Here is a 23692-nt window from a genome sequence, read left to right as displayed (position 1 = left end):
GAGATGATTAATATCGTGGTGGTTTCGCACAGCGCGTTGCTGGCGCGCGGCGTTGAGCAGCTGGCGCAGCAGATGATGCGCGGCGACGGCTGCAAGCTGGCGCTGGCGGCGGGCGTGGATGACGAGCAACACCCGATCGGCACCGACGCGGTCAAAGTGATGGCGGCGATCGAAGCGGTCGCCGACGGCGATGGCGTTTTGGTGCTGATGGATCTGGGCAGCGCGCTGCTCAGTGCGGAAACCGCGCTCGATCTGCTGGACCCGGACTTGGCGGCCAACGTGCGGCTGTGTGCGGCGCCGCTGGTCGAAGGCACGCTGGCGGCGGTGGTGGCCGCCAACGCTGGCGCTTCGCTGGAACAGGTGATGGCGGAGGCGCAGGGCGCGCTGCAGGCCAAACAGGCGCAGTTGGGCGAGGCCTCGCCGGCCGCGAAGAGCGCGGCCTTGCCGCTGGCGCAGGGCAAAAGCGCAACCTGGACGGTGCAGAACCCGCACGGCCTGCATGCGCGCCCGGCGGCGCGGCTGGTGGAGGCGCTGGCGCCGTTCAAGGCCGAGCTGGTGCTGGAAAAGCAGGGGCAGTGTGTCGATCCGCGCAGCCTCAATCAGCTGGCGCTGTTGCAGGTGCGCCACGGCGACACTATTCGCCTGATCGCCGACGGCGCGCAGGCGGATGATGCGTTGGCGGCGTTCAAAGCGCTGGCGGAGCAGCACTTCGGTGAGACGGTCTCCGAGCGGCAGCAACCTTCGCTGCATGGCATTCCGGTGGCGGAAAGCGTCACCAGCGGGCCGGTGTTCCAGGCCCACAGCTTCTGGCCGCCAACCGTCGATCGGCGGATCGGCGCGGACGAGGTGTTGGGCGAACAGCAACGGCTACGGGAGGCGCTACAGCACACGCTGAGCGATCTGAACCGGCTGGCGGAGCGCACCGGCACGCTGATCGGCAAGCCGCAGGCGGCGATCTTCGGTGCTCACAGCATGTTGCTGGACGACCCGGATCTGCAGCAGGCGGCTTACACGCGCATCGCGCAGCAACTGTGCAGCGCCGAGCAGGCCTGGCGGCAGGTGTTGGAGGCGATTGCCGAAGAGTATCGCGCGCTGGATGACGACTACATGCGGGCGCGCGAGCTGGATGTACGCGACATGCTGCGCCGCACGCTGTGCCATCTGCAGGGGGTGCCGCTGCCGGCCATTGCGCTCGCGGAGCCGTCGATACTGGTGATGGACGAGCTGATGCCTTCTGAGGTGGTGATGCTCGATCGCCGGTTGGTGCTCGGTATCTGCCTGAGTGGCGGCAATGCCCTGTCGCACAGCGCCATTCTGGCGAAGGCGATGGGCATTCCGATGGTGGTCGGCATGCAGGATTGCCTGAGCAAAACCCGCGGCGGGCAGAAGGCGATGCTGGACGCCGCACGCGGGGTGTTGCAGCTCAGTCACTAAGCGTGCAGCTTGAACTGACGGATGTCGATCCCGTGCTGTTTGATCTTCCGCCACAGGGTGGTGCGGCCGATGCCCAGTAGCTGCGCCATTTCCGTCAGTTGGCCGCGGCTGACGGTCGCCGCGCGGAGGATCGCCTGGCGCTCCATGTCCGTCAGCGTCAACAGCGGCGCGCCGGGTGGCGGATCGCTCTCCAGCAGCGACGGCTGGCCGAGCAGATGCGCCGGCAGATCCGCCAGCTGGATGTGGTGGCCGTGGCAGATCATTGCCGCGCGCTCCACCACCCCTTTCAGTTCCAAATCGTTGCCCGGCCACAGGTAGAGCGCCAGCTGGGCCATCACCTCGTCATCCACCCGAAAACGGCACTGAAAATGCTGCTCCAGCGCGCGCAGATGGTGTTTAACCAGCAGCGGAATATCGCTCAGCCGCTGGCGCAGCGGCGGGATCTGGATTTCGAACGCCTGCAGACTGTAAAACAGCTGGCGGCGGAAACGGTTTTGTTGCACCAGCAGCGGCAGGTCGGCGGCGCTGCCGGCGATCACCCGTACATCGACCGGGATCACCCGGCTGGAATTGAGGCGGATCACCACGCCGGTTTTCAACACCTGCAGCAGCGCCGACTGCATCTCCGTCGGCAGATATTCGATCTGTTCGAGGTACAGCGTACCGCCGTTGGCCAATTCGAATTTGCTCAGCTGGCCGGCCTCTTCTTCGCTGGCGTCGCAGCCCAGCAGCTCACGCAGCCCCTGCGCCTGCGGCAGCAACTGGCAGTTGAGGGCGATATACGGCCCGGCGGCGCGTTCACCGGCGTTGTGGATCGCCTGGCTGAGCCGCTCTTTGCCAACGCCTTCTTCTCCGCGCAACAGGATCGGATGCTGGCCCTTGGCCGCCTGCTGCCCGTAGCGGATCAGCCGCCGCATCTCCAGCGAGGTGGAGGGCATCTGTTCGAAGCTGTGGCTGACGCGCCCCAGTTGGCTGCTGACATACTGGCGTAGCCGTTCGAGCGGATGCAGCAAGGCGATGAAGCTGCAGCGATCGCCGTCGAAAATCGGTTTCAGCGTTAGCAGTGTGGCGATAAATTGCCGCTGGCTTTCGAAGGTGACTTCGACGTGTTGTAGCGGCTGCCGGTCGGCGATGGCACGTTTGAGCAGGGCGGGCAGCGTCAGCAGCTGCGCCAGCGGCTTGCCTTGGCTCTGCTGTTCGTCCAGCTTGAGCAGGCCGGCGGCCCGCTGGTTGATGTATTGCAGGTAGCCACGGTGATCCCAGGCCATAACGCCGTCGTCCACGCCGTCCAGCAGGCCGTAAAGCTGATTCAGATGGCGGTTGGACTCCGCCAGCAGACCGTCGGCGTTCAGCGAATTGCCGATTTCGCGGGCGATGGCTAGCGTCAGCGACAGATCGCCGGCGGCACAATCGGCCAGCAGGCAGCCCAGCGCGATCGAACCGCGCTGGCGACCGCTGTTGTCGTAGACCGGCGTAGCGCAGAACGACCAGCCGTGCAGCGCCCGGCGCACGTGCTCTTCACCGCTCACCCGCACCGGATGGCCTTCCGCCGCCGCCAGCGCCGGGGCGTTGGTGCCAATCTGCCCCTCGGCCCAGTAAGCGCCGGGGGCGAACCCTAATTGCTGCAAACGCTGCCAGGTTTGGGCATCGCCGCAGTGCCACAGCATGCAGCCGCTCTCGTCGAGGATCATCAGCAGGCAGCGGCGCGGTTCCATGTATTCGCAGGCGTCTTCCAGCGCCGCCTGGCCGAGCGTCAACAGGTCGTTTTTGCGGCGGCACATTGATTCGAAGGTGGCGCCCTGAGCGCGGTGCGGTGCTTGCCAAACGTCTGGCTGCATCAGGCTGCGGCAGCGTAGCCAGGAGGCGTAAACCGCCGGTGTCGGGCGCAGCGGCGGCGGCAGTGCGCCGTCGTTAATCAGACGCTGCCAGCGTGAATCATTGTCCATCGAACCTCATCCAGACTGCGAAAACGAGAGTGACGATGATACCACCTGGCGCAGCGGCGGCTGTGAGGCGGCGGGCAGAAGCGGGGGAAATCGAGGCAAAAAAAACGGGGTGCGGCGCAGGCCGGACCCCGTGTTTATCAAAGCGCACGCATCAGTTGCGGAATGGGTTGCCGCTGTTGCGAGCCGGTTGGCTGACGGCCGGTGCCGCAGCGCGTGTGGTGCTTGGTGCCGGCGCGGCGACCTGTTGCATCGGCGCGTTGTCCTGATAGCCGTCCGCGTAAGCGTCCTGAGAGCGGTTCTGCGGTGCGACGGCGTCAGGCGCGGTCGACACCGGCTTGCCCAACGCGCCGTTCAGCGACAGCAGATCGTTCTGGTTCAGCGTACCGAGCGCCGACTTGATGTTCAGCTGGTTGATCAGATAGGTATAACGTGCGCTGGAAAGCTGCTGTTTGGCGTTATACAGAGTACTGGTAGCGTTCAGCACGTCGACGATGGTGCGGGTGCCGACCTGATAACTGGCTTCCATCGCATCCAACGAGCTCTGCGCGGAGATCACCGCCTGTTTATAGGCGTTGATGCTGCTGATCGAGGCGTTGACGTTGTTGAACGACGAACGCACGGTCTGGACTACGCCGCGGTGGGCGCTTTCCAGCTGCTCGCTGGCGCCAACGAAGCCGTATTGCGCCTGCTCCACCTGCGAGTTGGTTGCACCGCCGCTGTACAGTGGCAGGCTGATAGAAACGCCTACCTGGTTCTGACCTGCGTCAGAGTTTCGGAAGGAGTTTGAATTCAGGGTGTTGTGGGTCGCGGAACCGTTGTAACGGGTATTGGTGATCCCGGTTGACGCATTCAGGTTGACCGTCGGCATATAGCCGGTCTGCGCAGAGCGGATCTGCTCGCGCGCCAGATCCTGGCTCAGACGGGCAGACAGCAGACTCAGGTTGCGCGCTTCCGCTTCTTTCAGCAGGTTGTTCACCGCTTCCGGGCGCTGGGTGTTGAAGCGATCGGTATTCAGTGAGGCCAGCTCCGGGTAGAAGGTGCCGGTGATCTGGCGCAGCGCTTCCAGCGCGTTGTCCAGATTGTTGCGGGCGGTCACTTCGGCCGCCAGCACGGTATCGTAAGCGGAACGGGCGTTCTGCACGTCGGTGATCGCCACCAGACCCACGTTGAAGCGTTGGGTGGTTTGATCCAGCGTGCGGTAGACCGCTTGCTTATTCGCCTGGGTATAAGAGAGCGTGTCGATGGCGCTCAGCACGTTGAAATAGGCGGTGGCGGTGTTGAGGATCAGCTGCTGTTCCGCCGTCTGGAAGGTCACGTCGGAGATGCCGGCAGTTTTTTCCTGCAGCGTCAGCGCGCGCCATTTCGACATGTCGAAAATGGTTTGGGTCAGGCCGAGCGAAGCGTTGGTCACATTGCTGTTGATGCCGTTGCTGTCGCGATAGCCGTTATTGTAATTGTAACCGGCGCTCAGGCCGAGCTGCGGCAACAGCGGGCTGCGCGCTTCATTGATCTTTTCGAATGCGGCGTCGCGGTCAGCAGCACTTTTGCGCAGATCCGGGTTACTTTCCCTGGCCTGTTTGTAGACCTGCAGCAGGTTCTCTGCCTGGCTCATTGCACTGAAGCCACCCAGGCTCAGTCCGATAAGAAGGGGGAGCAGTTTCTTCATTTGCATTCCTTGTTGTGCAGCAATATTGCTATGTTAGCGCTGACGATAGACGAAATAGTTGCCGATTCTAGCAGAGTCTGCGGTACGCATCAGGTGGCTGAATGTGCCATCTCACGTAACTTTTACCTTTCAGACCACCCATTTACCTTGGCGTACTGCCCGGGCCGGTCGCAGCTGATATTATGGCTGACAATCCGGATTGTTTCCCGCTATTGCGTGCGAGCGCACAAACGCGCCGCGTCCGGCGGCGAAAAACAGCCTAACATAAAGCCGCGGCGGAGCGCCCCGCTGTTTCTGTCATCAAAACCGTTTATTTTATCGGCATACTTACGCAGGAGAATTCGTTCATGAACCGTTCGCAGCCGTCGCCCGTCACTTTCGATACAAAAGATGTAGAAATTATTGCACGCGAGACGCTGTACCGTGGTTTTTTTTCACTCGATTTATACCGGTTTCGCCATCGTTTGTTCAATGGCGAGATGAGCCCTGAAATTACACGTGAAATTTTCGAACGCGGCCATGCGGCGGTGCTGTTGCCTTACGATCCGGTGCGCGACCAAGTCGTGTTGATTGAACAACTGCGCATCGCCGCGGTCGATACCAGTGATTCGCCCTGGTTGCTGGAAATGGTGGCGGGTATGATCGAAACCGGCGAGAGCGTCGAAGACGTGTGCCGCCGCGAAGCGCAGGAAGAGGCCGGCGTGGTGGTCGGACGCTGCAAACCGGTGCTGAGCTATCTGGCCAGCCCCGGCGGCACCAGCGAACGTTTGTCGATCATGGTCGGCGAGGTGGATGCCGGCACCGCCGAAGGCATCCACGGCCTGGCGGAAGAACATGAAGATATTCGCGTCCATGTGGTCAGCCGCGAACAGGCTTACCGCTGGGTCGAGGAGGGCGCGATCGATAACGCCGCATCAGTGATTGCATTGCAGTGGCTGGCGTTGCACCATGAATCGTTGAGAAAAGAGTGGGCCAACTAATGAAACAGCGCTATACCCCTGATTTCCCCGAAATGATGAGATTGTGCGAAACCAACTTCGCGCAATTGCGCCGCTTGTTGCCGCGCAACGACGAAGTGGGCGAAACGGTGACTTATCAGGTGAACGGCGCCGGCTATCGTTTGATCATCGTTGAGTCCACGCGTTACACGTCGCTGGTGGAGATCGAACAGATCTCTCCGGCGGTCAGCTACTGGAGCCTGCCCGCGATGACGGTGCGGTTGTACCATGACGCCATGGTTGCGGAAGTGTGTTCCAGTCAGCAGATCTACCGCTTTAAAGCGCGTTATGATTATCCTAATAAAAAGTTGCATCAACGCGACGAAAAGCATCAAATTAACCAGTTTCTTGCTGATTGGCTGCGCTACTGTTTGGCGCATGGAGCGATGGCGGTTCCGGTTTGTTAGACAGACTGAAATAACAAAGGACACCATTTGGAAAGCCTGTTTAAACTGCCCGTGGCGAGTGGGGCCGCGGTCAGGATTCTACAAATAACAGATACCCACCTTTTTGCCGGCGAACAGGAGACGTTGCTCGGCATCAATACCTATCGCAGCTATCACGCGGTGCTGGACGCCATCCAGGCGCAGCGCCGCGATGTCGATCTGATCGTCGCCACGGGAGATTTGGCGCAGGATCATTCGCAGGAGGCGTACCGCCACTTTGCCGCCGGCATCGCGCAATTGCCGGCCCCCTGCGTGTGGCTGCCGGGCAACCACGATTTTCAACCGGCGATGGTCGACGCGTTGGCCGCCGCCGGCATCGCCCCTTCCAAGCAGGTGCTGCTGGGTGAAAACTGGCAGGTACTGATGTTGGACAGCCAGGTGTTTGGCGTGCCGCACGGCGAGCTGAGCGAATACCAGCTCGAGTGGATGGAGCGCTGCCTGCAGGCCCACCCCGAGCGCTATACGCTGTTGCTGCTGCACCATCATCCGTTGCCTTCCGGCTGTACCTGGCTCGATCAGCACAGCCTGCGCAATCCGCATATGCTGGGCGCGATCCTGCTGCGTTATCCGAAGGTGAACACCGTGGTGTGCGGGCATATTCACCAGGATCTGGATCTGGAATGGCAGGGCCGACGCCTGTTGGCGACGCCGTCCACCTGCGTGCAATTCAAGCCGCACTGCACCAACTTCACCATCGACGACGTCTCCCCCGGCTGGCGCTATCTCGATCTGCTGCCGGACGGCCGCGTCGAGACACAGGTGTTCCGCCTGGAGAACGACGATTTCCGCCCCGATATGGACTCGGATGGATACTGATGCCTTCAACACTGCTCTACCTGCACGGTTTCAACAGTTCGCCGCAGTCGGCCAAGGCGGTGGCTTTCAAGGCCTGGCTGGCTGAACACTACCCCGATATCGAGATGCTGGTGCCGCAGCTGCCGGCGTTTCCGGCGGAGGCCGCCGAGATGTTGGAGACTCTGGTACTGGAACGGGCCGGGCAAACGCTCGGGCTGGTGGGCTCTTCGCTGGGCGGCTATTATGCCACCTGGCTGTCGCAATGTTTTTCGCTGCCGGCGGTGGTGGTCAACCCGGCGGTCAAGCCGTTTGAACTGCTGATCGACTATCTCGGCGCCAACGAGAACCCCTACACCGGCCAGCAATATGTGTTAGAGTCACGTCACGTTTACGATCTGAAAGTGATGCAGATCGAGCCTTTGGAGTCGCCGGATTTAATCTGGCTGCTGCAGCAAACGGGCGATGAAATTCTCGATTACGGCCAGGCGGTGGCGTATTACTCCGCATGTCGGCAAACGGTGGAGTCGGGTGGAAACCACGCCTTCGTCGGTTTCGAGCACTACTTCCCCCAGATTGTGGATTTTTTAGGGCTAAACGCGGTCTGACGGACCGTTCCGGCACCTTCCTTTAACCACGAAAAAATAATCAACGATGACTCAATCCAGCTATAACGCTGATGCCATTGAAGTACTCAGCGGTCTAGAACCAGTGCGCCGTCGTCCCGGCATGTATACCGACACGACGCGCCCAAACCACCTCGGCCAAGAGGTGATCGATAACAGCGTCGACGAAGCGTTGGCCGGCCACGCCAAGCGCATCGACGTGATTCTGCACGCCGATCAGTCGCTGGAAGTGATCGACGACGGCCGCGGCATGCCGGTGGACATCCACCCTGAAGAGGGCGTGCCGGCGGTTGAGCTGATCCTGTGCCGGCTGCACGCCGGCGGCAAATTCTCGAATAAAAACTACCAGTTCTCCGGCGGCCTGCACGGCGTGGGGATCTCGGTGGTCAACGCCCTGTCGAAGCGGGTGGAAGTCAACGTGCGCCGCGACGGCAACGTCTACGGCATCGCCTTCGAAAACGGCGACAAGGTGCAGGATCTGACGGTGATCGGCACCTGCGGCAAGCGCAACACCGGCACCAGCGTGCACTTCTGGCCCGACGAACAGTTCTTCGACAGCCCGCGCTTCTCGGTATCGCGCCTGACGCACCTGCTGAAAGCCAAAGCGGTGCTGTGCCCCGGCGTCGAGATCTACTTCATCGACAAGGTGAACAACACCGAACAGCGCTGGTGCTACCAGGACGGCCTGACCGACTACCTGATGGAAGCGGTCAACGGCCTGATCACCCTGCCGGAAGCGCCGTTCGTCGGCAATTTCGCCGGTGACACCGAAGCGGTGGACTGGGCGCTGCTGTGGCTGCCGGAAGGCGGCGAGCTGCTGACCGAAAGCTACGTCAACCTGATCCCGACCATGCAGGGCGGCACCCACGTCAACGGCCTGCGTCAGGGGCTGCTGGACGCGATGCGCGAGTTCTGCGAATTCCGCAATATCTTGCCGCGCGGCGTGAAGCTGTCGGCGGAAGACATCTGGGACCGCTGCGCCTATGTGTTGTCGGTGAAAATGCAGGATCCGCAGTTCGCCGGGCAGACCAAAGAACGTCTTTCCTCGCGTCAGTGCGCGGCCTTCGTTTCCGGCGTGGTGAAAGACGCCTTCAGCCTGTGGCTGAACCAGAACGTTCAGGCAGCGGAACAGCTGGCCGAGCTGGCGATTTCCAGCGCCCAGCGCCGGCTGCGCGCCGCCAAGAAAGTGGTGCGCAAGAAGCTGACCAGCGGGCCGGCGCTGCCGGGCAAGCTGGCGGATTGCACTTCACAGGATCTGGCCATGACCGAACTGTTCCTGGTGGAAGGGGACTCGGCGGGCGGATCGGCCAAGCAGGCGCGCGATCGTGAATATCAGGCGATCATGCCGCTGAAGGGCAAAATCCTGAACACCTGGGAAGTGTCCTCGGACGAAGTGCTGGCCTCGCAGGAAGTGCACGACATTTCCGTGGCGATCGGCATCGATCCGGACAGCGAAGATCTCAGCCAGCTGCGCTACGGCAAAATCTGCATCCTGGCGGATGCGGACTCCGACGGCCTGCACATTGCCACGCTGCTGTGTGCGCTGTTCGTGCGCCACTTCCGCTCTCTGGTGAAAGGCGGCCACGTCTATGTGGCGATGCCGCCGCTGTATCGCATCGATCTCGGTAAAGAAGTGTTCTACGCGCTGGATGAAGAAGAGAAAGCCGGCGTGCTGGAACAGCTGAAGCGCAAGAAGGGCAAGCCGAACGTACAGCGCTTTAAAGGCCTGGGCGAGATGAACCCGCTGCAGCTGCGCGAGACCACCCTCGATCCGAACACCCGCCGTCTGGTGCAACTGACGGTGGCGGAGGATGACGTCGATCAGACGCTGGCAGTGATGGATATGCTGTTGGCTAAAAAGCGTTCGGAAGATCGCCGCAACTGGTTGCAAGACAAGGGCGACATGGCCGAATTGGCGGTCTGAGCCTGTCCCCGGCCCGGTGAAACGCCGGGCCTGCTTTCCCGCAGGGCGTTATGCGGCGCCCATAACCTGGGGCGAACCGTGTGAAGATCACCCTCGAAGAGCTGCTGGCGTTCACTGCGGTGGTCGACAGCGGCTCGGTCACCGCCGCCGCCGATCGACTCGGGCAAACCCCTTCCGGCATCAGCCGCGCACTCAGCCGTCTGGAAAAGAAACTCGATGCCGCGCTATTGCGCCGCACTACGCGTCGCCTGAGCCTGACCGAAGAAGGGCAGAGCTTCCTTGCGCCAGCGCGCGACATACTGCGTTCAGTGGATCAGGCCGAAGAGCTGATGGCGTTGCGGCGGCAACTGCCCGCCGGTCGGCTGCGGGTCAACGCCGCCGCCCCTTTTATGGCGCACGTGCTGGTGCCGATGGTGGCGGAGTTCCGCCGCCGTTATCCGCAGATTGAGCTGGAGCTGGACACCGACGATCGCAATATCGACCTGCTGGAGAAGCGCGCCGATATCGCGTTCCGCATCGGCGCGTTGCGTGATTCTACGCTCCATGCGCGCCTGTTGGGCAACAGCCGGTTGCGTATCCTCGCCAGCCCGGACTACCTGCAACGGCACGGAGAGCCGCACAGCGTGGAAGATCTGCACCGCCATTGCCTGTTGGGATTCACCTACCCGGAATCGTTGAACCAGTGGCCGCTGCGCCATCGGCAGGCGCGGCATTTTGCTATCGAACCGACGATCTCGGCCTCCAGCGGGGAGACGCTGCGTGAGTTGGCGCTGCGCGGTGCGGGCATTGTCCAGCTGGCGGACTTCATGACCCGACGCGATCGGGAGGCAGGCAGACTGGTACCGCTGCTGGTGCGGGAAACGGTGGACGTGCGTCAGCCGATCAACGCGGTGTATTACCACAATGCCCAGCTGGCGGCACGTCTCAGCTGTTTTCTCGACTACGTCAGCGCCCGCCTTGAGGGAGAACCGCCAGAGGCCGCAGAGGGCCTCTGAAGGGATTACAGCGCGTTTTCCAGCATGTAGATCTCGGTGCCCAACACATCGTCCTTGATGGTCTCGCGGTGCTTGAGCATATGGTCGATCTGCAGGTGTTTTTCCAGATGTGCCTGGCTTTGCCATTTTTCTAGCATGAACACCGAATCCGGCGACAGTTTCTGCCAGGGCGCCTGCGTGTGGCTGTCTACCATCGGCGTGTATTCGCCGCAGCCTTCTTCCGCCAGCACCAGCGGCACCAGTTTCTCAATGGCTTGTAACACGGTGGCGCGGTGGCCGGGTTTGACTTTGATTTCTGCGATTACGGTGATCATCATTACCTCGTTGGTTAAGCCGTTCGCTGCCAGTTAAGCAAAAATTTCCGCCAGATGCGCGCGATAGCGTGTGATGTCGCTCGCGATATTCGGTTGTTTTATCACGTCATTACAGATAAAGGTCGGCAAGGCTTCCATCCCCAGGAACTGGTTGGCCTTGTGGAAGTGCAGGTAGACGCCGTCGACGCCGACGCCGTGGAAGAACTGGTTCGGATCGGTGAAGGCCTCGAGCGGGGCGTTCCAGGTCAGGCTCAGCAGGTATTTTTTTCCCTGAATCAGGCCGCCGGAGCCGTACTGCTTGCCGGCGTCGTTGCGGGTGCGGCCATCGTTGGCGTACAGGCTGCCGTGACCGGCAGTGAACACTTCGTCGATGTATTTTTTCAGGATCCACGGCTCGCCCATCCACCAACCCGGCATCTGATAGATGACGGCGTCGGCCCACAGGTATTTCTGCACCTCGGCTTCAATGTCATAGCCGTCGTCGACCACCGTGACCTGCACCTCGTGTTGCCGATCGCGCAGGAAGCTTTCCGCCACGTCGCTCAGGGTTTGGTTGAGTTCGCCGTTGGAATGGCCGAATTGTTTTTTAGCGTTGATAATCAGGATATTGCTCATCTTCTGCGACTCCCGTCAGAGTTAAAATAGAGGCCGCTTTTCGCCGCGGGGCGAGGTAAACAGCTTGCTGACCGCGAGTGTAATCGCTGGCTGGGTAAGTAAAAACGTGATGCAGGGCACAACAGTGTTGATTTGAAATCAACAATCAGGGAGGAATCTTGCCTAAACCGCCCGGCGGTAGCGGCTTCGGCCGGCAATCCTCGCGCCAACTGTGACAGCTACCCCGCAGATGGGTTACTATCGCGGGCAGAATCGACAAGCGATGCCTGATTGTCGTCCAGGGATTGCCAAGCCACGGTCTGAGGATAATTGAGTAATGAGTGATCTGACTCATGACGGTGTAGAGCGTTTACCGCTGCACACATTCACTGAAAACGCCTATCTGAACTATTCCATGTACGTCATCATGGATCGGGCGTTGCCGTACATTGGCGACGGTTTGAAGCCGGTACAACGCCGCATCATCTACGCCATGTCTGAGCTGGGGCTGACCAACAGCGCCAAATTCAAGAAATCCGCCCGTACCGTGGGCGACGTGTTGGGTAAATACCACCCGCACGGCGACAGCGCGTGCTATGAAGCCATGGTGCTGATGGCGCAGCCGTTCTCGTATCGCTATCCGCTGGTGGACGGCCAGGGGAACTGGGGTGCGCCGGACGATCCCAAGTCGTTTGCGGCGATGCGTTATACCGAGTCGCGCCTGTCCAAATACGCCGAAGTGCTGCTGGCCGAACTGGGCCAGGGCACCGTCGACTGGATCCCGAACTTTGACGGCACGCTGCAAGAGCCGAAGATGTTGCCGGCGCGCCTGCCGAACATCCTGCTGAACGGCACCACCGGCATTGCCGTCGGTATGGCGACCGACATTCCGCCGCACAACGTGCGTGAGGTCGCCGCCGCTGCGGTGGCGTTGATCGACAAACCGGGTGCCTCGCTCGACGATCTGCTCGAATTCGTACAAGGGCCGGATTTCCCGACCGAAGCCGAGATCATCACCCCACGCGATGAAATCCGCAAAATTTACCAAAGCGGCCGCGGCTCGGTGCGCATGCGCGCCGTGTGGAAAAAAGAAGACGGCAGCGCGGTGATCACCGCTTTGCCGCATCAGGTGTCCGGTGCCAAGGTGCTGGAGCAGATCGCCAGCCAGATGCGCGCCAAGAAGCTGCCGATGGTCGAAGATCTGCGCGATGAGTCCGACCACGAAAACCCGACGCGCCTGGTGATCGTGCCGCGCTCCAACCGTATCGATCTGGATCAGGTGATGAACCACCTGTTTGCCACCACCGATCTGGAACGCAGCTACCGCATCAACATGAACATGATCGGTCTGGATAACCGCCCGCAGGTGAAAGGGTTGGTGGAGATCCTCACCGAATGGCTGGCCTACCGTCGCGACACGGTGCGCCGCCGCCTGAACTACCGCCTTGAGAAGGTGCTGAAGCGCCTGCATATCCTCGAAGGCTTGCTGGTGGCGTTCCTCAATATCGACGAGGTGATCCACATCATCCGCAGCGAGGATGAGCCTAAGCCGGTGCTGATGCAGCGTTTCGGCATCTCCGACACCCAGGCGGAAGCGATCCTCGAGCTGAAACTGCGCCACCTGGCCAAGCTGGAAGAGGTCAAGATCCGCGGTGAGCAGGACGAATTGGCGAAAGAGCGCGATCAGCTGCAGGCGCTGCTGGCGTCCGAACGCAAGCTGAATACGCTGCTGAAGAAAGAGATCCAGGCCGATGCGCAAGCCTACGGCGACGATCGCCGTTCACCGCTGACCGAGCGTGCGGAAGCCAAAGCGATGAGCGAGCACGACTTCGTGCCGTCCGAGCCGGTGACCATCGTGCTGTCGGAAATGGGCTGGGTGCGCAGCGCCAAAGGCCACGACATCGATCCGGCCGGTTTGAGCTACAAGGCCGGCGACAGCTTCCGCGGTGCGGCGCGCGGCAAGAGCAACCAGCCGGTGGTGTTCATCGACTCCACCGGGCGCAGCTATGCGCTCGATCCGCTGACGTTGCCTTCGGCGCGCGGGCAGGGCGAGCCGCTGACCGGCAAGCTGACGCCGCCGCCGGGTGCCACCATTGAGCAGGTGCTGATGGCGGCGGACGATCAGAAGCTGCTGATGGCTTCCGACGCCGGTTACGGCTTCGTCTGCACCTTCAACGATTTGGTGGCGCGCAACCGCGCCGGCAAGGTGATGATCACGCTGCCGGACAACGCCAGAGCGCTGCCGCCGATGGAAATTCACGGCGCGGACGACATGCTGCTGTCGATCACCGCCGCCGGGCGCATGCTGATGTTCCCGGTCGCCGATCTGCCGCAGCTGTCGAAAGGCAAGGGCAACAAGATTGTCTCCATTCCGGCGGCGCAGGCCGCAGCCGGTGAAGACAAACTGGCCTGGCTGTTCGTGTTGCCGCCGCAGGCGTCCGTCACGCTGCACGTCGGTAAACGCAAGTTGACGCTGCGGCCGGAAGATCTGCAGAAATTCCGCGCGGAGCGCGGCCGCAAAGGCACCCAGCTGCCGCGCGGCCTGCAGCGCATCGATCGCGTTGAAGTGGATGCGCCGGTGCGGGTGACGGGCGGCGACAGCGAAGAGTAAGCGTTGACGTCGGCGTTAACGGGCGGTCGCAGCGTGCTGCGGCCGCCTTATTTATTTTTGCTGGCGTTTATTTTCCAAATAGTTAACATTTCTGCGCATAAAATTATTGTGCGTATTGCCGGCTGGCGGGAAAATAGCGAGAAATGCAGGCGACATTGGCGTGCTTCTCGCCCTGTCGGCAAATAATGAGTAAAGGAATCTGCGCAGCGAAGTAAACTGCGTTGGCAGTGTGCTAATGAGGTTGTTATGTTATTGATTTTGCGTGCCGTTCTCGCCACTCTTTTCTGTATTCTGGTGTGTATTTTCGGTTCTGTTTATTGCTTGTTCAGCCCGCGTAACCCCCGCCATGTGGCGACCTTCGGTCATCTTTTCGGCCGCTTGTCGACGCTGTTCGGTATTAAAGTTGAAACCCGCGTGCCGGCCGATGCGGCCAACAACGGCAACTGCATCTATATCGCCAACCACCAAAATAACTACGACATGGTGACGGCCGCCAATATTGTGCAGCCGCGTACCGTGACCGTCGGTAAAAAAAGTCTGGTGTGGATCCCGTTTTTCGGCCCGCTGTATTGGCTGACCGGCAATCTGCTGATAGATCGTGAGAATCGCGCCAAGGCGCACGGCACCATTGCCCAGGTGGCAGAGCAGTTCAAGAAGAAAGACATTTCGATCTGGATGTTCCCGGAAGGGACCCGCAGCCGCGGTCGCGGGCTGATGCCGTTTAAAACCGGCGCGTTCCACGCGGCCGTCGCCGCCGGCGTGCCGGTTGTGCCGATCTGCGTATCGACCACCAGCGGTAATATAAATCTTAATCGCTGGAATAACGGTCATGTGATCGTCGAGATGTTGGCGCCGGTGGATACCAGCAAATACGGCAGAGAAAACGTGCGTGAACTGGCGGCCCACTGCCGCGAGCTGATGGAGGCGAAGATCGCCCAATTGGACGCTGAAGTCGCCCAGCGCAACGCCGCTGAAAAATAATAGTCTACCGGCTTCAAAGAATACGTTTTTAATTGGCGTTCAGCGCCGTTAACGCCTGAGCGCCTGCTAATCTTGATTGGCGGGCGTTTGGGTCTTGCACACGGTTTAGTTATTGCTTTTCATGGAGAAAATATGTCACTCAGTCGACGTCAGTTTTTACAGGCATCGGGCCTGGCGCTGTGCGCGGGCGCCGTGCCGCTGAGGGCTGAGGCGAGCGGAACGCAGACCCCGTTACCCATTCCCCCGCTGTTGGAATCTCGCCGCGGTCAGCCGCTATTCTTGACCTTGCAGCGCGCCCACTGGGCGTTTATGGATAACCGCAAAGCGGCGGTATGGGGCATCAACGGCATGTATTTGGGGCCGACGGTGCGGGTTTACAGCGGTGACGACGTCAAACTGATCTACAGCAACCGCCTGCAGGAGCCGGTGGCGATGACCGTCAGCGGTCTGCAGGTGCCGGGTACGCTGATGGGCGGTGCGCCGCGCATGATGTCGCCCAACGTCGACTGGTCGCCGGTGTTGCCCATTCGTCAGGCCGCAGCCACCTGCTGGTACCACGCCAACACGCCGAACCGCATGGCGCCGCATGTCTATAACGGGTTGACCGGGTTGTGGCTGGTGGAGGACGCCGTCAGCAAAGCGCTGCCGCTGCCCAATCACTACGGCGTCGACGATTTCCCGCTGATCATTCAAGACAAACGCTTCGACAACTTCGGCACGCCGCAATACGATGCGCCGTCACAGGGCGGTTTCGTCGGCGATACGCTGTTGGTCAACGGCGTGCAAAATCCTTATGTCGAGGTGTCACGCGGTTGGGTGCGTTTGCGTCTGCTCAACGCTTCCAACTCGCGCCGTTATACCATGCAGCTCAGCGATGGGCGGCCGTTTAATGTGATCGCCAGCGATCAGGGCTTCCTGCCGGCGCCGGTGGCGGTGCAGCAGCTGTCGCTGGCGCCGGGCGAACGCCGGGAAGTGCTGATCGACATGTCGAAAGGCGATGAGGTTAGCATCACCGCCGGTGAGGCGGCGGGCATTATGGATCGCCTGCGCGGCCTGTTTGAGCCGTCGAGCATCCTGGTGTCCACCCAGGTGTTGACGCTGCGCCCGACCGGCCTGTTGCCGCTGGTGACCGATAATCTGCCGATGCGCCTGCTGGCGGATCAGCTGTTGGACGGCAGCGCCAGCCGCACCCGCGATTTCCGTTTGGGCGAAGGCGGCGTCGGCATTAACGGCGCGATTTGGGACATGAACCGCATCGACGTGCAGACGCAGCAAGGCACCTGGGAACGCTGGAACATTCATGCGGATACGCCGCAGTCGTTCCATATTCAGGGCGTGCAGTTCCTGATCAAACGCGTTAACGGCGCGCAGCCGATGGCGGAAGATCGCGGCTGGAAAGATACCGTCTGGGTCGACGGCGACGTCGAGCTGCTGGTGTATTTCAACCAACCCACCTCCGAACACTTCCCGTTCCTCTACTACAGCCAGACGTTGGAAATGGCGGATCGCGGCACCGCCGGCCAGTTTATGGTGCAGCCGACACAGTAACTCAAGGCCGTCTGTAACTTAATTGCCCCCGGTGATCGCCATGTACTCACCGGGGGCATTATTTTTTCTTTGCGTATAACGACCGGCGATTGCCTATTGCCAGACGGTTTAAAGGCGTTTTCTTATATTCTCGCTTTTCCTTTTTAATTCCCCCTGTTATTAAAATGACAGCTTGCCAAATAGCCCTGCCTTGCGTCTTAAAAGGAACTTTTTATGACATTTCACGGATGTCATATTTTTATCGCACTATTCGGTGCGGTAAACGAGAAAACCTTTATGAAGAAATTACTATGTGCGATTTTTTTATTATCAACGGCCGCCTTTGCCAAGGGCGATTTGTCCCCATTACCCAATGGCGGGGCCAATAACTCTCTTTCTCCCAAGGGGCCGGAAGTTATAGAAAGAGGGTCGCCTTTCTTATTAGGAAAGGCCAATAATACCTATACTTACCTGCGTTGTTATTATCGTATTAACCCCGCTAGCACGACCCCACAGGCGGATTATCTCTGGGCGAGGGCGATGAACTCAACGGCATATTATCGTCTGGAGGGATATTGGTGGTCATCGCTTGCAGTATCCTGGAAGAACATGTTCTATAGCGATACGCCGCTCACCGCGTTGCAGCAAGTGTGCGACAATACCTTGAACCGGGCGGGCATTCAGCAGCCGTTGGCGATGATTGCAGCGGCTAACAATAAGTTGTCTTTTAACTATACCGTTTGGAATAACGACTTACCGGCCCAAAGCACCGCTATCAATAAAATTATCGCTTTTGGCGATAGCTTAAGTGACACGAATAATGTTTTCAATGCTTCCTTATGGCGTTTCCCCAACCCGAAAAGCTGGTTCTTGGGGCGATTCAGCAATGGGCCTACGTGGGTGGAATACCTGGCGAAACAAAGCAGGTTGCCGGTTTATAATTGGGCCGTGGGCGGAGCGGCGTCAAATCAGCAAAAGCGGGTGATCCCCGGCATACTTGAGCAGGTGGATTCATGGTTGATTTATATGAAGGAAGCCAAAAACTATCGGCCGGAAAACTCATTGTTTACCGTCTGGATCGGGGCCAACGATCTGGTGACCTACAATCAAGGCGTGGACGGGCTTATAGTAAACCAAGGCAAGGCGCTAAATCGATTGGTCGGCGCCGGTGCGAAAAAGATATTGGTGCTTAATCTGCCTGATATCACGCGAGCCCCTGAGTTTGCTTATCGCCAGGATGGCGCAGAAATCAAAAGACAGATAGATGATTATAACAGGCGCATCAAGCAGGTTGTGGACGATATCAACAACCGTTATCCATCACCGCCGGTGATGCTGTTTGACCTGGAGGCACTGTTTACGGACATGTTGGACCATCCAGAACGTTATCAGGTTGGTGATGTGAAAACGTCGTGCCTCGACATTCAGGCGCCTTCGTCACTGAATTATATCAATGCGATCCCGGTGCGCGCAGTTTGTACCGATGCGGATAGCTATGTGTTTTGGGATCTTTTGCACCCGACGACGCATACACACCGGCTGTTAGCCGAACATATCTTCAACTATTTACAACAACAGCAGGTTTGGCCGTAACGTTCTCGGCTGCTGCTAAAAAGGCCCGCAAAGCGTCATTGGAAAGTTAAACGAGAGTTTCCGGCCTGAATTCCGTCTATTGCGGGGTTCAGGCCTTTTCGCGATCTCTGGCTATCTTACGATGTCCGTTATCCGGCATTCTCTGCCGTACCGGGGAGCTAATCGTTTGCTATTCAGCAGGGCAGGTGTGAGGGGGTTAACAACCGATGAGCATCATGACGAAAAGACTGGTGTTGTGCGCAGGCAAAGTACCTGAAAGTAATCTAAAAGCCAAATAAAGTTAAATCAGGGAGATATTAATTTACTTATTTATACGTGCATAGCGGTGGTGTGGCTCCACTGCTGTGAGCCCATTTTTGCCATATGCGCCATTACTTGTTGGCTGTCATTTAATTGCGCCACATTGCTGTAGATGTGGTGGGTTAAATATGCGCTGGGCAGACATAGGCTGTTGCATTCATATTCGTCAAAATTGATGATGGTTCGCATAGACTCAAGAATAAACGCAACGGCTTTACCTTGTCGGATCAGATTAAGCCGCAGTTGAAGATTGTCGATATTCATCACTTCACGGGAAAATCCCTGCTGTTGCAATTGCGCATGATAATGTTTGAATATCGGTGTCTCGGAGACATAGTTGCTTTGTACCCAAGGCAGTGCGCGGTAGTGTTCGGGAGCTTGGCTGACCTGATGGAGCAGCAGCAGCTGTTCTTCGGCGCATAAATGTTGGGTGAAGGGAGACAGAGAAAGGGGCTCTATGCTGAAGAGCAAATCAAGCCGACTGAGTTCGCTACGGCTTATGCCATCCGTCGGCATCAGGCGCACCAGGTTGATGGTCATTGCGGGGTTTTTCATCAACAGATAATCAATCACCGTGTTGACGTGGGTGGGAACGGGGCCGTAAATGCCCACTTGAATATGGTTCTTCTCCTTATGGCTTTCTTTGATGCGGTTGAGCTCTTCATAATGGACGATGACATTGCTATATAAATGTTGCCCTTCTTTCGTCAGGGAAAGCCCTTGATTGGTTCGCTCGAAAAGAGTGATGTTAAGATTCTCCTCCATTTCTTTAATTCTTTTGCTTAATGGCGAGGGCGTAATACACAACCGGTCAGCAGCTTTGGTAATAGATCCCTCTTGCGCTACGGCGATAAAATAATTCACGCGTTTTGACATAAATTCCATATGTGTTCCTTTTAATACGCAGTGTACAATAATGGTCGATTTTTAGAGTGAGATGTTCTGGGTGGTGTTCATTGTCTTCAGGCCAATTTACAATGAATTACACTTCTTGCCACCTTCTTCCTGACGGGGAATATCACTATGCGTGATGACGATCTCCTTTTTTTAACAGTGGGGTTCCTGTGCGGAAGAATATATCGCAATAATTAAATCAAGACGCCGATAATGTCTCTCTTAGCCTATTGTACTAGAACAAGAATTGATGTTCTTAATTGCGGGTTGGATGTTGAACTTCTGTTAAACATCCGACGATGAAATAGGGCGAAGAGTAAATGTCATCCCGGCCTGGCCTTTGCCGGTAGCGTGCTGGCCGTGAGGCGCCCGTTGTGGATGACGGTGCCGAAGGCACCCGAACGCGGTTCTTGTGATGTTGCGCATTTCCTCAGAAATAATGCGGCCGGGTTTCATCGCCTTGTCGAGCAAGATCGCAGAAGCGAAAGAGCAGGCTCCTTTTTCCATGATATTCCTTATCAGTGTGTGTTGGTGAAACTGAACGGGCCGAAGCATTTTGGAATGCTGACTTCAGGGTGTATAGGGTTGAATGGAGCAGCATTCGTGATTAAAAAGGACATCGGCATGCGTGTTCTGCTGATGGGGAGCGACGCAGAAAAGGACATGGCGGTGCGGCTTCGCCGGTAAGCCTGCCGGCAAGCTAGGAAAGCGGAGCTTCACCGCATGTCCATTCGGTTAAGAAACGTCCGTCAACAAGGTGCCGACGCTCATTTTGGCGGCGGTAAGGAACAACTTCGCGAGCTGCTGTGCTTCGGCGCTGGAAAGGTTCTTCTCTGCATTACCGATGTCATTGCTCACAAATTCAATGGCATTGCCTATCTTCAAAATTTGATTGCTCAGTTCGAGCAGATCTTGTGAAAACGTCGCGGTTTGCGTGGCGAAACTCTGCTGTTGTCGAATGTTCGAGCGTTGCTCGGAGATTTGCCGTTCGAAACTGCGGACTTTATCTTGCGCCTGGCTGAGCAACACCGCCATGGCGATGAGGCCCGGTATGCCGAAGATACCCAGCGCAATAAAGTAGAGTTTTTTCTCGTTCAGTTCATCAAGCTGCTGCTGGCTGCCTTGTAAATTCGATTGCAGCCCGGCAATGGTGGCCTGCAGATCGACAATGATGCGCTGCAAAGCGAGATTATTTTCAATGACGGCGGCATCTGTGCTTTGCGTTCGGGTTTTCACCTTGGCGACCTGGTCCATCACGCCGGCGATCTCTTCTTTACTCTGACGAATGAACACACTCAATTCTGTCATCGACAGCGTTTCCAGCATCGCCAGCTTTTCGTCCAATTGGGCCGCCAGTTTCACACCCCAGGCGGTGACATCGCGTTGCATGTGCTTAAGGTCCGGCAATAGCGCATTGACAGCGCCCTGGATATTGCGTTGAAGCGCGACGGCATTCGCTGGCAGCCCAGGGAATTTTTGAATGGCCTCGCCGGTGCGGGATAAATTGTCGATGACTTGCGTCAGCATTCCACTGTTCATAGGGGATCTCCTAAAAGGGGCAAGGATTGACTTGCCCCTGTGATATGAGCCGTTAAGCCGCCAGGCGCTTAACGAAATCGGCAATAGATTGGTTCGCAGGCACTTCCCGTACGACCACGCCGGCCATCTGCTGCTTGATGATTTTCGTTCCGTCCAACACTTTGGTTACCGACGTCTGCGAGGCGGTCAGGAACAGTTGACGCAGGAAGCTGTCATCGATGATCCCCTTGCGCAGGTTCGCGTTGAGGGTTTCCAGCTCAGAGGTGAGAGAGTCCCAGGCGTTGTTCATCTGCGTAGCCGCGGTCACTGCGCTTTGCGCCTGAGTCTGCAGGCCCCGGTAGCCGGAACCGATTTGGCTTGCGACCAACACTTCACTGTTGAGCTGGCTGCGGTCACGGTAAAGTTTCTCTCGTGCACTCAACGATTTATCCAGCACGATCGCGCCGCCGATCACCCCGCCAGCGCCCGCGGTCATCATAGCGATCCCCCCCATGACGACCGGCGTTGAGGTGCCTGCGGTCACCAATCCGGCCACGGCGCCGATGGCGGTTACGATGGCGCCCCCAATAACCAACAGCCCGCCAACGACGATACCGGCAATGGCGCCGTCAATGGCGGCGTTAATGCCGTCGATATCCCGATTGAGCTGTTCCAATACGCCATTGTTACCATTGACCACGTTATTCAGATTCACCACGATCAGCTGATAATTGTTTGAATCGATGATCAGTTTGTCATTCAGTGAACCGATCGTCCGGCGCGTGTTCGCCGAGACTTCCTGATACTCTTTGGCCTTATCGCTGACCATGCCCAGAGCGCTCAGCCATTGCTCTTTGGTCGCGCCGGATGGCATAACGGTGGAAATCAGATTCTGCGTTTCAAAATAATCCTGAATATTGGTAACGTTTCGAATGATTAACGGCTGAATGTCCTTGAGATAATGTTCGGCATGCTGCCTTGCCGCTCCCAGGCCGGTATTGATTTGGCGCTCGCTTTCCCGCAGGTTAGGAAAACGTCCGAAATCAACCGGTATTTGCTGGCGAACGCTGTTGCAATAGGTTTGGATATGCAGTGCCTGCGAAGACTGGGCGTTCATGCCGTCGTTCATGTAGAGCGTTGGGATTGTCATAATGCTTGTCCTTATTAATGTGTAAGAGGATTAAACTTCCGGCAGGATGTTGTTTCCTGCATAGTTAGCTTTGGCGTTATCAATAGACTTTGAAAACAGCTGCCATTTTTCCGCATTGAGCGAAATGATTTGTTTGGCTTGTTTAATTTCCGCTGCGCTGCCGGCTTGGTTAATGATGGGCGCAGCCGTCAGATAGGCTTCCGCCACCTTGCCCCATTCTGTCGGCAGTAACGCCATGCGCTGCTCGGTGAGAACATAGGTGTCGACAAATAATTGGGCCTGGGCTTGCACGGACTTGGCGACGGAGAGCAGCGCATTGGCGGTTGCCAAAGCCCGATAGGCCACGGCCAATTTGGCGTAGTTTGCCTTCAGTTCATTAACGGCCTGTTGTGCACCGGAAGCGCCCGCCGAGATCGCCTGAATGCCGGAGATCATATAGCTGGCCTGGTCGCTAAGCGGCTTCGGAGGCGCGGTTGGCGCTTCTTTCGGTTTTTTATCCGTCGGGCCGAGCGGCACGGCGGCGACGATGGATTGTCCAAGCTGCACAACCCCTTCACCCGCTTTGAAACCCGCATCTGCGATGCTTTGGATATTTTTGGCGATCGCTTCGTTGAGCTCAGCGATGGTTTGCGCCTGTTGTTTCGCCTCGGCGTTCAGCCCTTGTTCGATGGCGTCAATGACGTTAAGGAAATTGCCCATCAAAGGCTCCAGCATTTCGCGTTTCGCCTGCAACTGCGTGTGGACGGCTTGTGCTGCGGCCTGGTAGTGTTGCGCGACATCGGAAAGCGCAGCCACCATTTCTGCGCCTTTCTGCGACACCTGAGGATCCTCGGTGGAATACAGCGCATTGACGGCGTTGACCAGGGCGGCGAAATTTGACGCTTTGGTATATAACCCGATCAATTCTGCGACCGTATTTTGTTTGAATACTTGCGCCTGCTGCCGCAGTTGATTTTGGTACGCCTTGATTTTAACGGTCAGGCCAGGGTCCATACTTTGTGACGTTAATAATTGCTGGCTGAGCAACAAATTACTATAGCTTTGATTAAGCAATGCCTGTGATGAAATGGAAATATGCATTGCCATTAGTGTTTGCGGGCTTAAATCAATACTCGTCAAGTTATTCATAATATCCCTTTTGTTTGTGATTGCTTAAATAATACTGCGGTCGTTAATGTGATACGTCCTCCATGCGGCTTTCCTTTCGGTGAAATAAACTTATCGCAGTTTTTCGATAATTGAATACCGTCAAAATCAACACCGAACTGTTCAAAATGGAAAACGGCTTTTTTGATGGGGGCGAACGATAGTTTATTTATGACGCGTTGTGTTACGGCTAAACAGACCGTTTTGGTTTTCATCCCTGTCCTTTTTGATGATTAA

Annotated in this window: 21 protein-coding genes; 12 read left to right on the top strand and 9 right to left on the bottom strand. The window is 57.9% G+C overall.

Annotated features, from left to right (window positions below):
- Positions 1-3: 3 nt before the first annotated feature.
- The gene (gene dhaM / locus BHU62_RS20635) at positions 4-1434 is read left to right on the top strand and encodes a dihydroxyacetone kinase phosphoryl donor subunit DhaM (RefSeq protein WP_073534125.1); all 1431 of its coding nucleotides are present in this window, start codon (positions 4-6) and stop codon (positions 1432-1434) included.
- Here dhaM and dhaR read toward each other — a convergent pair.
- Together dhaR and tolC are read right to left on the bottom strand one after the other, a co-directional pair.
- A complete protein-coding gene (dhaR, locus tag BHU62_RS20630; protein WP_073534123.1) occupies positions 1431-3380 on the bottom strand; it encodes a dihydroxyacetone kinase operon transcriptional regulator DhaR in 1950 nt (649 codons plus the stop codon). The two genes, dhaM and dhaR, sit on opposite strands and share 4 nt — an antisense overlap.
- A 151-nt stretch (positions 3381-3531) precedes the next feature.
- Positions 3532-5046: an outer membrane channel protein TolC gene (tolC, locus tag BHU62_RS20625; RefSeq protein WP_073534121.1), complete on the bottom strand. Its 1515-nt coding sequence runs from the start codon at positions 5044-5046 to the stop codon at positions 3532-3534.
- Positions 5047-5393: 347 nt separating this feature from the next.
- Here tolC and nudF point away from each other — a divergent pair, with 347 nt between their 5' ends.
- From nudF to BHU62_RS20600, 6 genes are all read left to right on the top strand, one after another.
- Entirely contained in the window at positions 5394-6026 is a 633-nt protein-coding gene (gene nudF, locus BHU62_RS20620; RefSeq protein WP_073534119.1) for an ADP-ribose diphosphatase, read from the top strand.
- Entirely contained in the window at positions 6026-6451 is a 426-nt protein-coding gene (locus tag BHU62_RS24740) for a DUF1249 family protein (protein ID WP_088776076.1), read from the top strand. Before nudF ends, BHU62_RS24740 begins: the two co-directional genes overlap by 1 nt.
- A gap of 27 nt (positions 6452-6478) precedes the next feature.
- Positions 6479-7306, top strand: coding sequence for a 3',5'-cyclic-AMP phosphodiesterase (cpdA, locus tag BHU62_RS24735; RefSeq protein ID WP_088776075.1), 828 nt, complete (start codon positions 6479-6481; stop codon positions 7304-7306).
- Positions 7306-7890, top strand: coding sequence for an esterase YqiA (gene yqiA, locus BHU62_RS20610; RefSeq protein WP_073534117.1), 585 nt, complete (start codon positions 7306-7308; stop codon positions 7888-7890). The genes cpdA and yqiA overlap by 1 nt, the downstream gene beginning before the upstream one ends.
- Positions 7891-7936: 46 nt before the next feature.
- Positions 7937-9832 (top strand): DNA topoisomerase IV subunit B, encoded by a 1896-nt coding sequence (gene parE, locus BHU62_RS20605; RefSeq protein ID WP_073534115.1) that lies wholly within the window; start codon positions 7937-7939, stop codon positions 9830-9832.
- Between the two features lie 80 nt (positions 9833-9912).
- Positions 9913-10827, top strand: a complete 915-nt coding sequence (locus BHU62_RS20600) for a LysR substrate-binding domain-containing protein (protein ID WP_073534113.1) — start codon at positions 9913-9915, stop codon at positions 10825-10827.
- Positions 10828-10832: 5 nt separating this feature from the next.
- Here BHU62_RS20600 and BHU62_RS20595 read toward each other — a convergent pair whose 3' ends face one another.
- Together BHU62_RS20595 and BHU62_RS20590 are read right to left on the bottom strand one after the other, a co-directional pair.
- On the bottom strand, positions 10833-11141 hold the full coding sequence (locus BHU62_RS20595; protein WP_073534137.1) for a putative quinol monooxygenase: 309 nt from the start codon (positions 11139-11141) through the stop codon (positions 10833-10835).
- Positions 11142-11174: 33 nt separating this feature from the next.
- Positions 11175-11756 carry an NAD(P)H-dependent oxidoreductase gene (locus BHU62_RS20590; RefSeq protein WP_073534111.1) on the bottom strand — a complete coding sequence of 194 codons (582 nt, stop codon included), beginning with the start codon at positions 11754-11756 and terminating at the stop codon, positions 11175-11177.
- A 316-nt stretch (positions 11757-12072) separates the two neighbouring features.
- Here BHU62_RS20590 and parC point away from each other — a divergent pair, with 316 nt between their 5' ends.
- The 4 genes from parC to BHU62_RS20570 all read left to right on the top strand — a co-directional run bounded on the left by parC (position 12073) and on the right by BHU62_RS20570 (position 18447).
- Positions 12073-14346, top strand: coding sequence for a DNA topoisomerase IV subunit A (gene parC / locus BHU62_RS20585; RefSeq protein ID WP_073534109.1), 2274 nt, complete (start codon positions 12073-12075; stop codon positions 14344-14346).
- Between the two features lie 246 nt (positions 14347-14592).
- Positions 14593-15327, top strand: coding sequence for a 1-acylglycerol-3-phosphate O-acyltransferase (locus tag BHU62_RS20580; RefSeq protein ID WP_073534106.1), 735 nt, complete (start codon positions 14593-14595; stop codon positions 15325-15327).
- 132 nt (positions 15328-15459) lie between these two features.
- A complete protein-coding gene (gene ftsP / locus BHU62_RS20575; protein ID WP_073534104.1) occupies positions 15460-16875 on the top strand; it encodes a cell division protein FtsP in 1416 nt (471 codons plus the stop codon).
- Between the two features lie 213 nt (positions 16876-17088).
- The gene (locus BHU62_RS20570; protein WP_073534098.1) at positions 17089-18447 is read left to right on the top strand and encodes an SGNH/GDSL hydrolase family protein; all 1359 of its coding nucleotides are present in this window, start codon (positions 17089-17091) and stop codon (positions 18445-18447) included.
- A 309-nt stretch (positions 18448-18756) separates the two neighbouring features.
- Here the strand turns inward: BHU62_RS20570 and BHU62_RS20565 are convergent, their stop codons facing one another.
- Positions 18757-19632 (bottom strand): LysR family transcriptional regulator, encoded by an 876-nt coding sequence (locus tag BHU62_RS20565; protein ID WP_073534097.1) that lies wholly within the window; start codon positions 19630-19632, stop codon positions 18757-18759.
- 387 nt (positions 19633-20019) lie between these two features.
- Between BHU62_RS20565 and BHU62_RS20560 the strand changes: the two genes are divergently transcribed.
- On the top strand, positions 20020-20328 hold the full coding sequence (locus BHU62_RS20560; protein WP_073534096.1) for a hypothetical protein: 309 nt from the start codon (positions 20020-20022) through the stop codon (positions 20326-20328).
- Between the two features lie 48 nt (positions 20329-20376).
- Here BHU62_RS20560 and BHU62_RS20555 read toward each other — a convergent pair whose 3' ends face one another.
- Genes BHU62_RS20555 through BHU62_RS25080 form a run of 4 tightly spaced genes read right to left on the bottom strand, consistent with a single transcriptional unit; the run spans position 20377 to position 23670 of the window.
- Positions 20377-21180, bottom strand: a complete 804-nt coding sequence (locus BHU62_RS20555; protein WP_073534095.1) for a hypothetical protein — start codon at positions 21178-21180, stop codon at positions 20377-20379.
- A gap of 52 nt (positions 21181-21232) precedes the next feature.
- Positions 21233-22309: an HBL/NHE enterotoxin family protein gene (locus BHU62_RS20550; RefSeq protein ID WP_073534094.1), complete on the bottom strand. Its 1077-nt coding sequence runs from the start codon at positions 22307-22309 to the stop codon at positions 21233-21235.
- Between the two features lie 30 nt (positions 22310-22339).
- Positions 22340-23437, bottom strand: a complete 1098-nt coding sequence (locus tag BHU62_RS20545; RefSeq protein WP_073534092.1) for a hypothetical protein — start codon at positions 23435-23437, stop codon at positions 22340-22342.
- Positions 23434-23670, bottom strand: a complete 237-nt coding sequence (locus BHU62_RS25080) for a hypothetical protein (RefSeq protein ID WP_139282309.1) — start codon at positions 23668-23670, stop codon at positions 23434-23436. Before BHU62_RS25080 ends, BHU62_RS20545 begins: the two co-directional genes overlap by 4 nt.
- Positions 23671-23692 lie beyond the last annotated feature (22 nt).

The organism is Serratia marcescens (genome assembly GCF_001902635.1).
Lineage (GTDB): Bacteria > Pseudomonadota > Gammaproteobacteria > Enterobacterales > Enterobacteriaceae > Serratia > Serratia marcescens_F.
This window is presented reverse-complemented; position numbering and strand designations above follow the sequence as displayed.

Coding starts and splice junctions, on each gene's coding strand:
- dhaR (WP_073534123.1), bottom strand. CDS start 3,380: ATGGACAATGATTCACGCTGGCAGCGTCTGATTAACGACGGCGCACTG.
- ftsP (WP_073534104.1), top strand. CDS start 15,460: ATGTCACTCAGTCGACGTCAGTTTTTACAGGCATCGGGCCTGGCGCTG.
- nudF (WP_073534119.1), top strand. CDS start 5,394: ATGAACCGTTCGCAGCCGTCGCCCGTCACTTTCGATACAAAAGATGTA.
- BHU62_RS20565 (WP_073534097.1), bottom strand. CDS start 19,632: ATGGAATTTATGTCAAAACGCGTGAATTATTTTATCGCCGTAGCGCAA.
- dhaM (WP_073534125.1), top strand. CDS start 4: ATGATTAATATCGTGGTGGTTTCGCACAGCGCGTTGCTGGCGCGCGGC.
- BHU62_RS20590 (WP_073534111.1), bottom strand. CDS start 11,756: ATGAGCAATATCCTGATTATCAACGCTAAAAAACAATTCGGCCATTCC.
- BHU62_RS25080 (WP_139282309.1), bottom strand. CDS start 23,670: ATGAAAACCAAAACGGTCTGTTTAGCCGTAACACAACGCGTCATAAAT.
- BHU62_RS20580 (WP_073534106.1), top strand. CDS start 14,593: ATGTTATTGATTTTGCGTGCCGTTCTCGCCACTCTTTTCTGTATTCTG.
- BHU62_RS20555 (WP_073534095.1), bottom strand. CDS start 21,180: ATGAACAGTGGAATGCTGACGCAAGTCATCGACAATTTATCCCGCACC.
- BHU62_RS20595 (WP_073534137.1), bottom strand. CDS start 11,141: ATGATCACCGTAATCGCAGAAATCAAAGTCAAACCCGGCCACCGCGCC.
- parE (WP_073534115.1), top strand. CDS start 7,937: ATGACTCAATCCAGCTATAACGCTGATGCCATTGAAGTACTCAGCGGT.
- BHU62_RS20545 (WP_073534092.1), bottom strand. CDS start 23,437: ATGAATAACTTGACGAGTATTGATTTAAGCCCGCAAACACTAATGGCA.
- parC (WP_073534109.1), top strand. CDS start 12,073: ATGAGTGATCTGACTCATGACGGTGTAGAGCGTTTACCGCTGCACACA.
- BHU62_RS20570 (WP_073534098.1), top strand. CDS start 17,089: ATGACATTTCACGGATGTCATATTTTTATCGCACTATTCGGTGCGGTA.
- BHU62_RS24740 (WP_088776076.1), top strand. CDS start 6,026: ATGAAACAGCGCTATACCCCTGATTTCCCCGAAATGATGAGATTGTGC.
- BHU62_RS20560 (WP_073534096.1), top strand. CDS start 20,020: ATGACGGTGCCGAAGGCACCCGAACGCGGTTCTTGTGATGTTGCGCAT.
- yqiA (WP_073534117.1), top strand. CDS start 7,306: ATGCCTTCAACACTGCTCTACCTGCACGGTTTCAACAGTTCGCCGCAG.
- tolC (WP_073534121.1), bottom strand. CDS start 5,046: ATGAAGAAACTGCTCCCCCTTCTTATCGGACTGAGCCTGGGTGGCTTC.
- BHU62_RS20550 (WP_073534094.1), bottom strand. CDS start 22,309: ATGACAATCCCAACGCTCTACATGAACGACGGCATGAACGCCCAGTCT.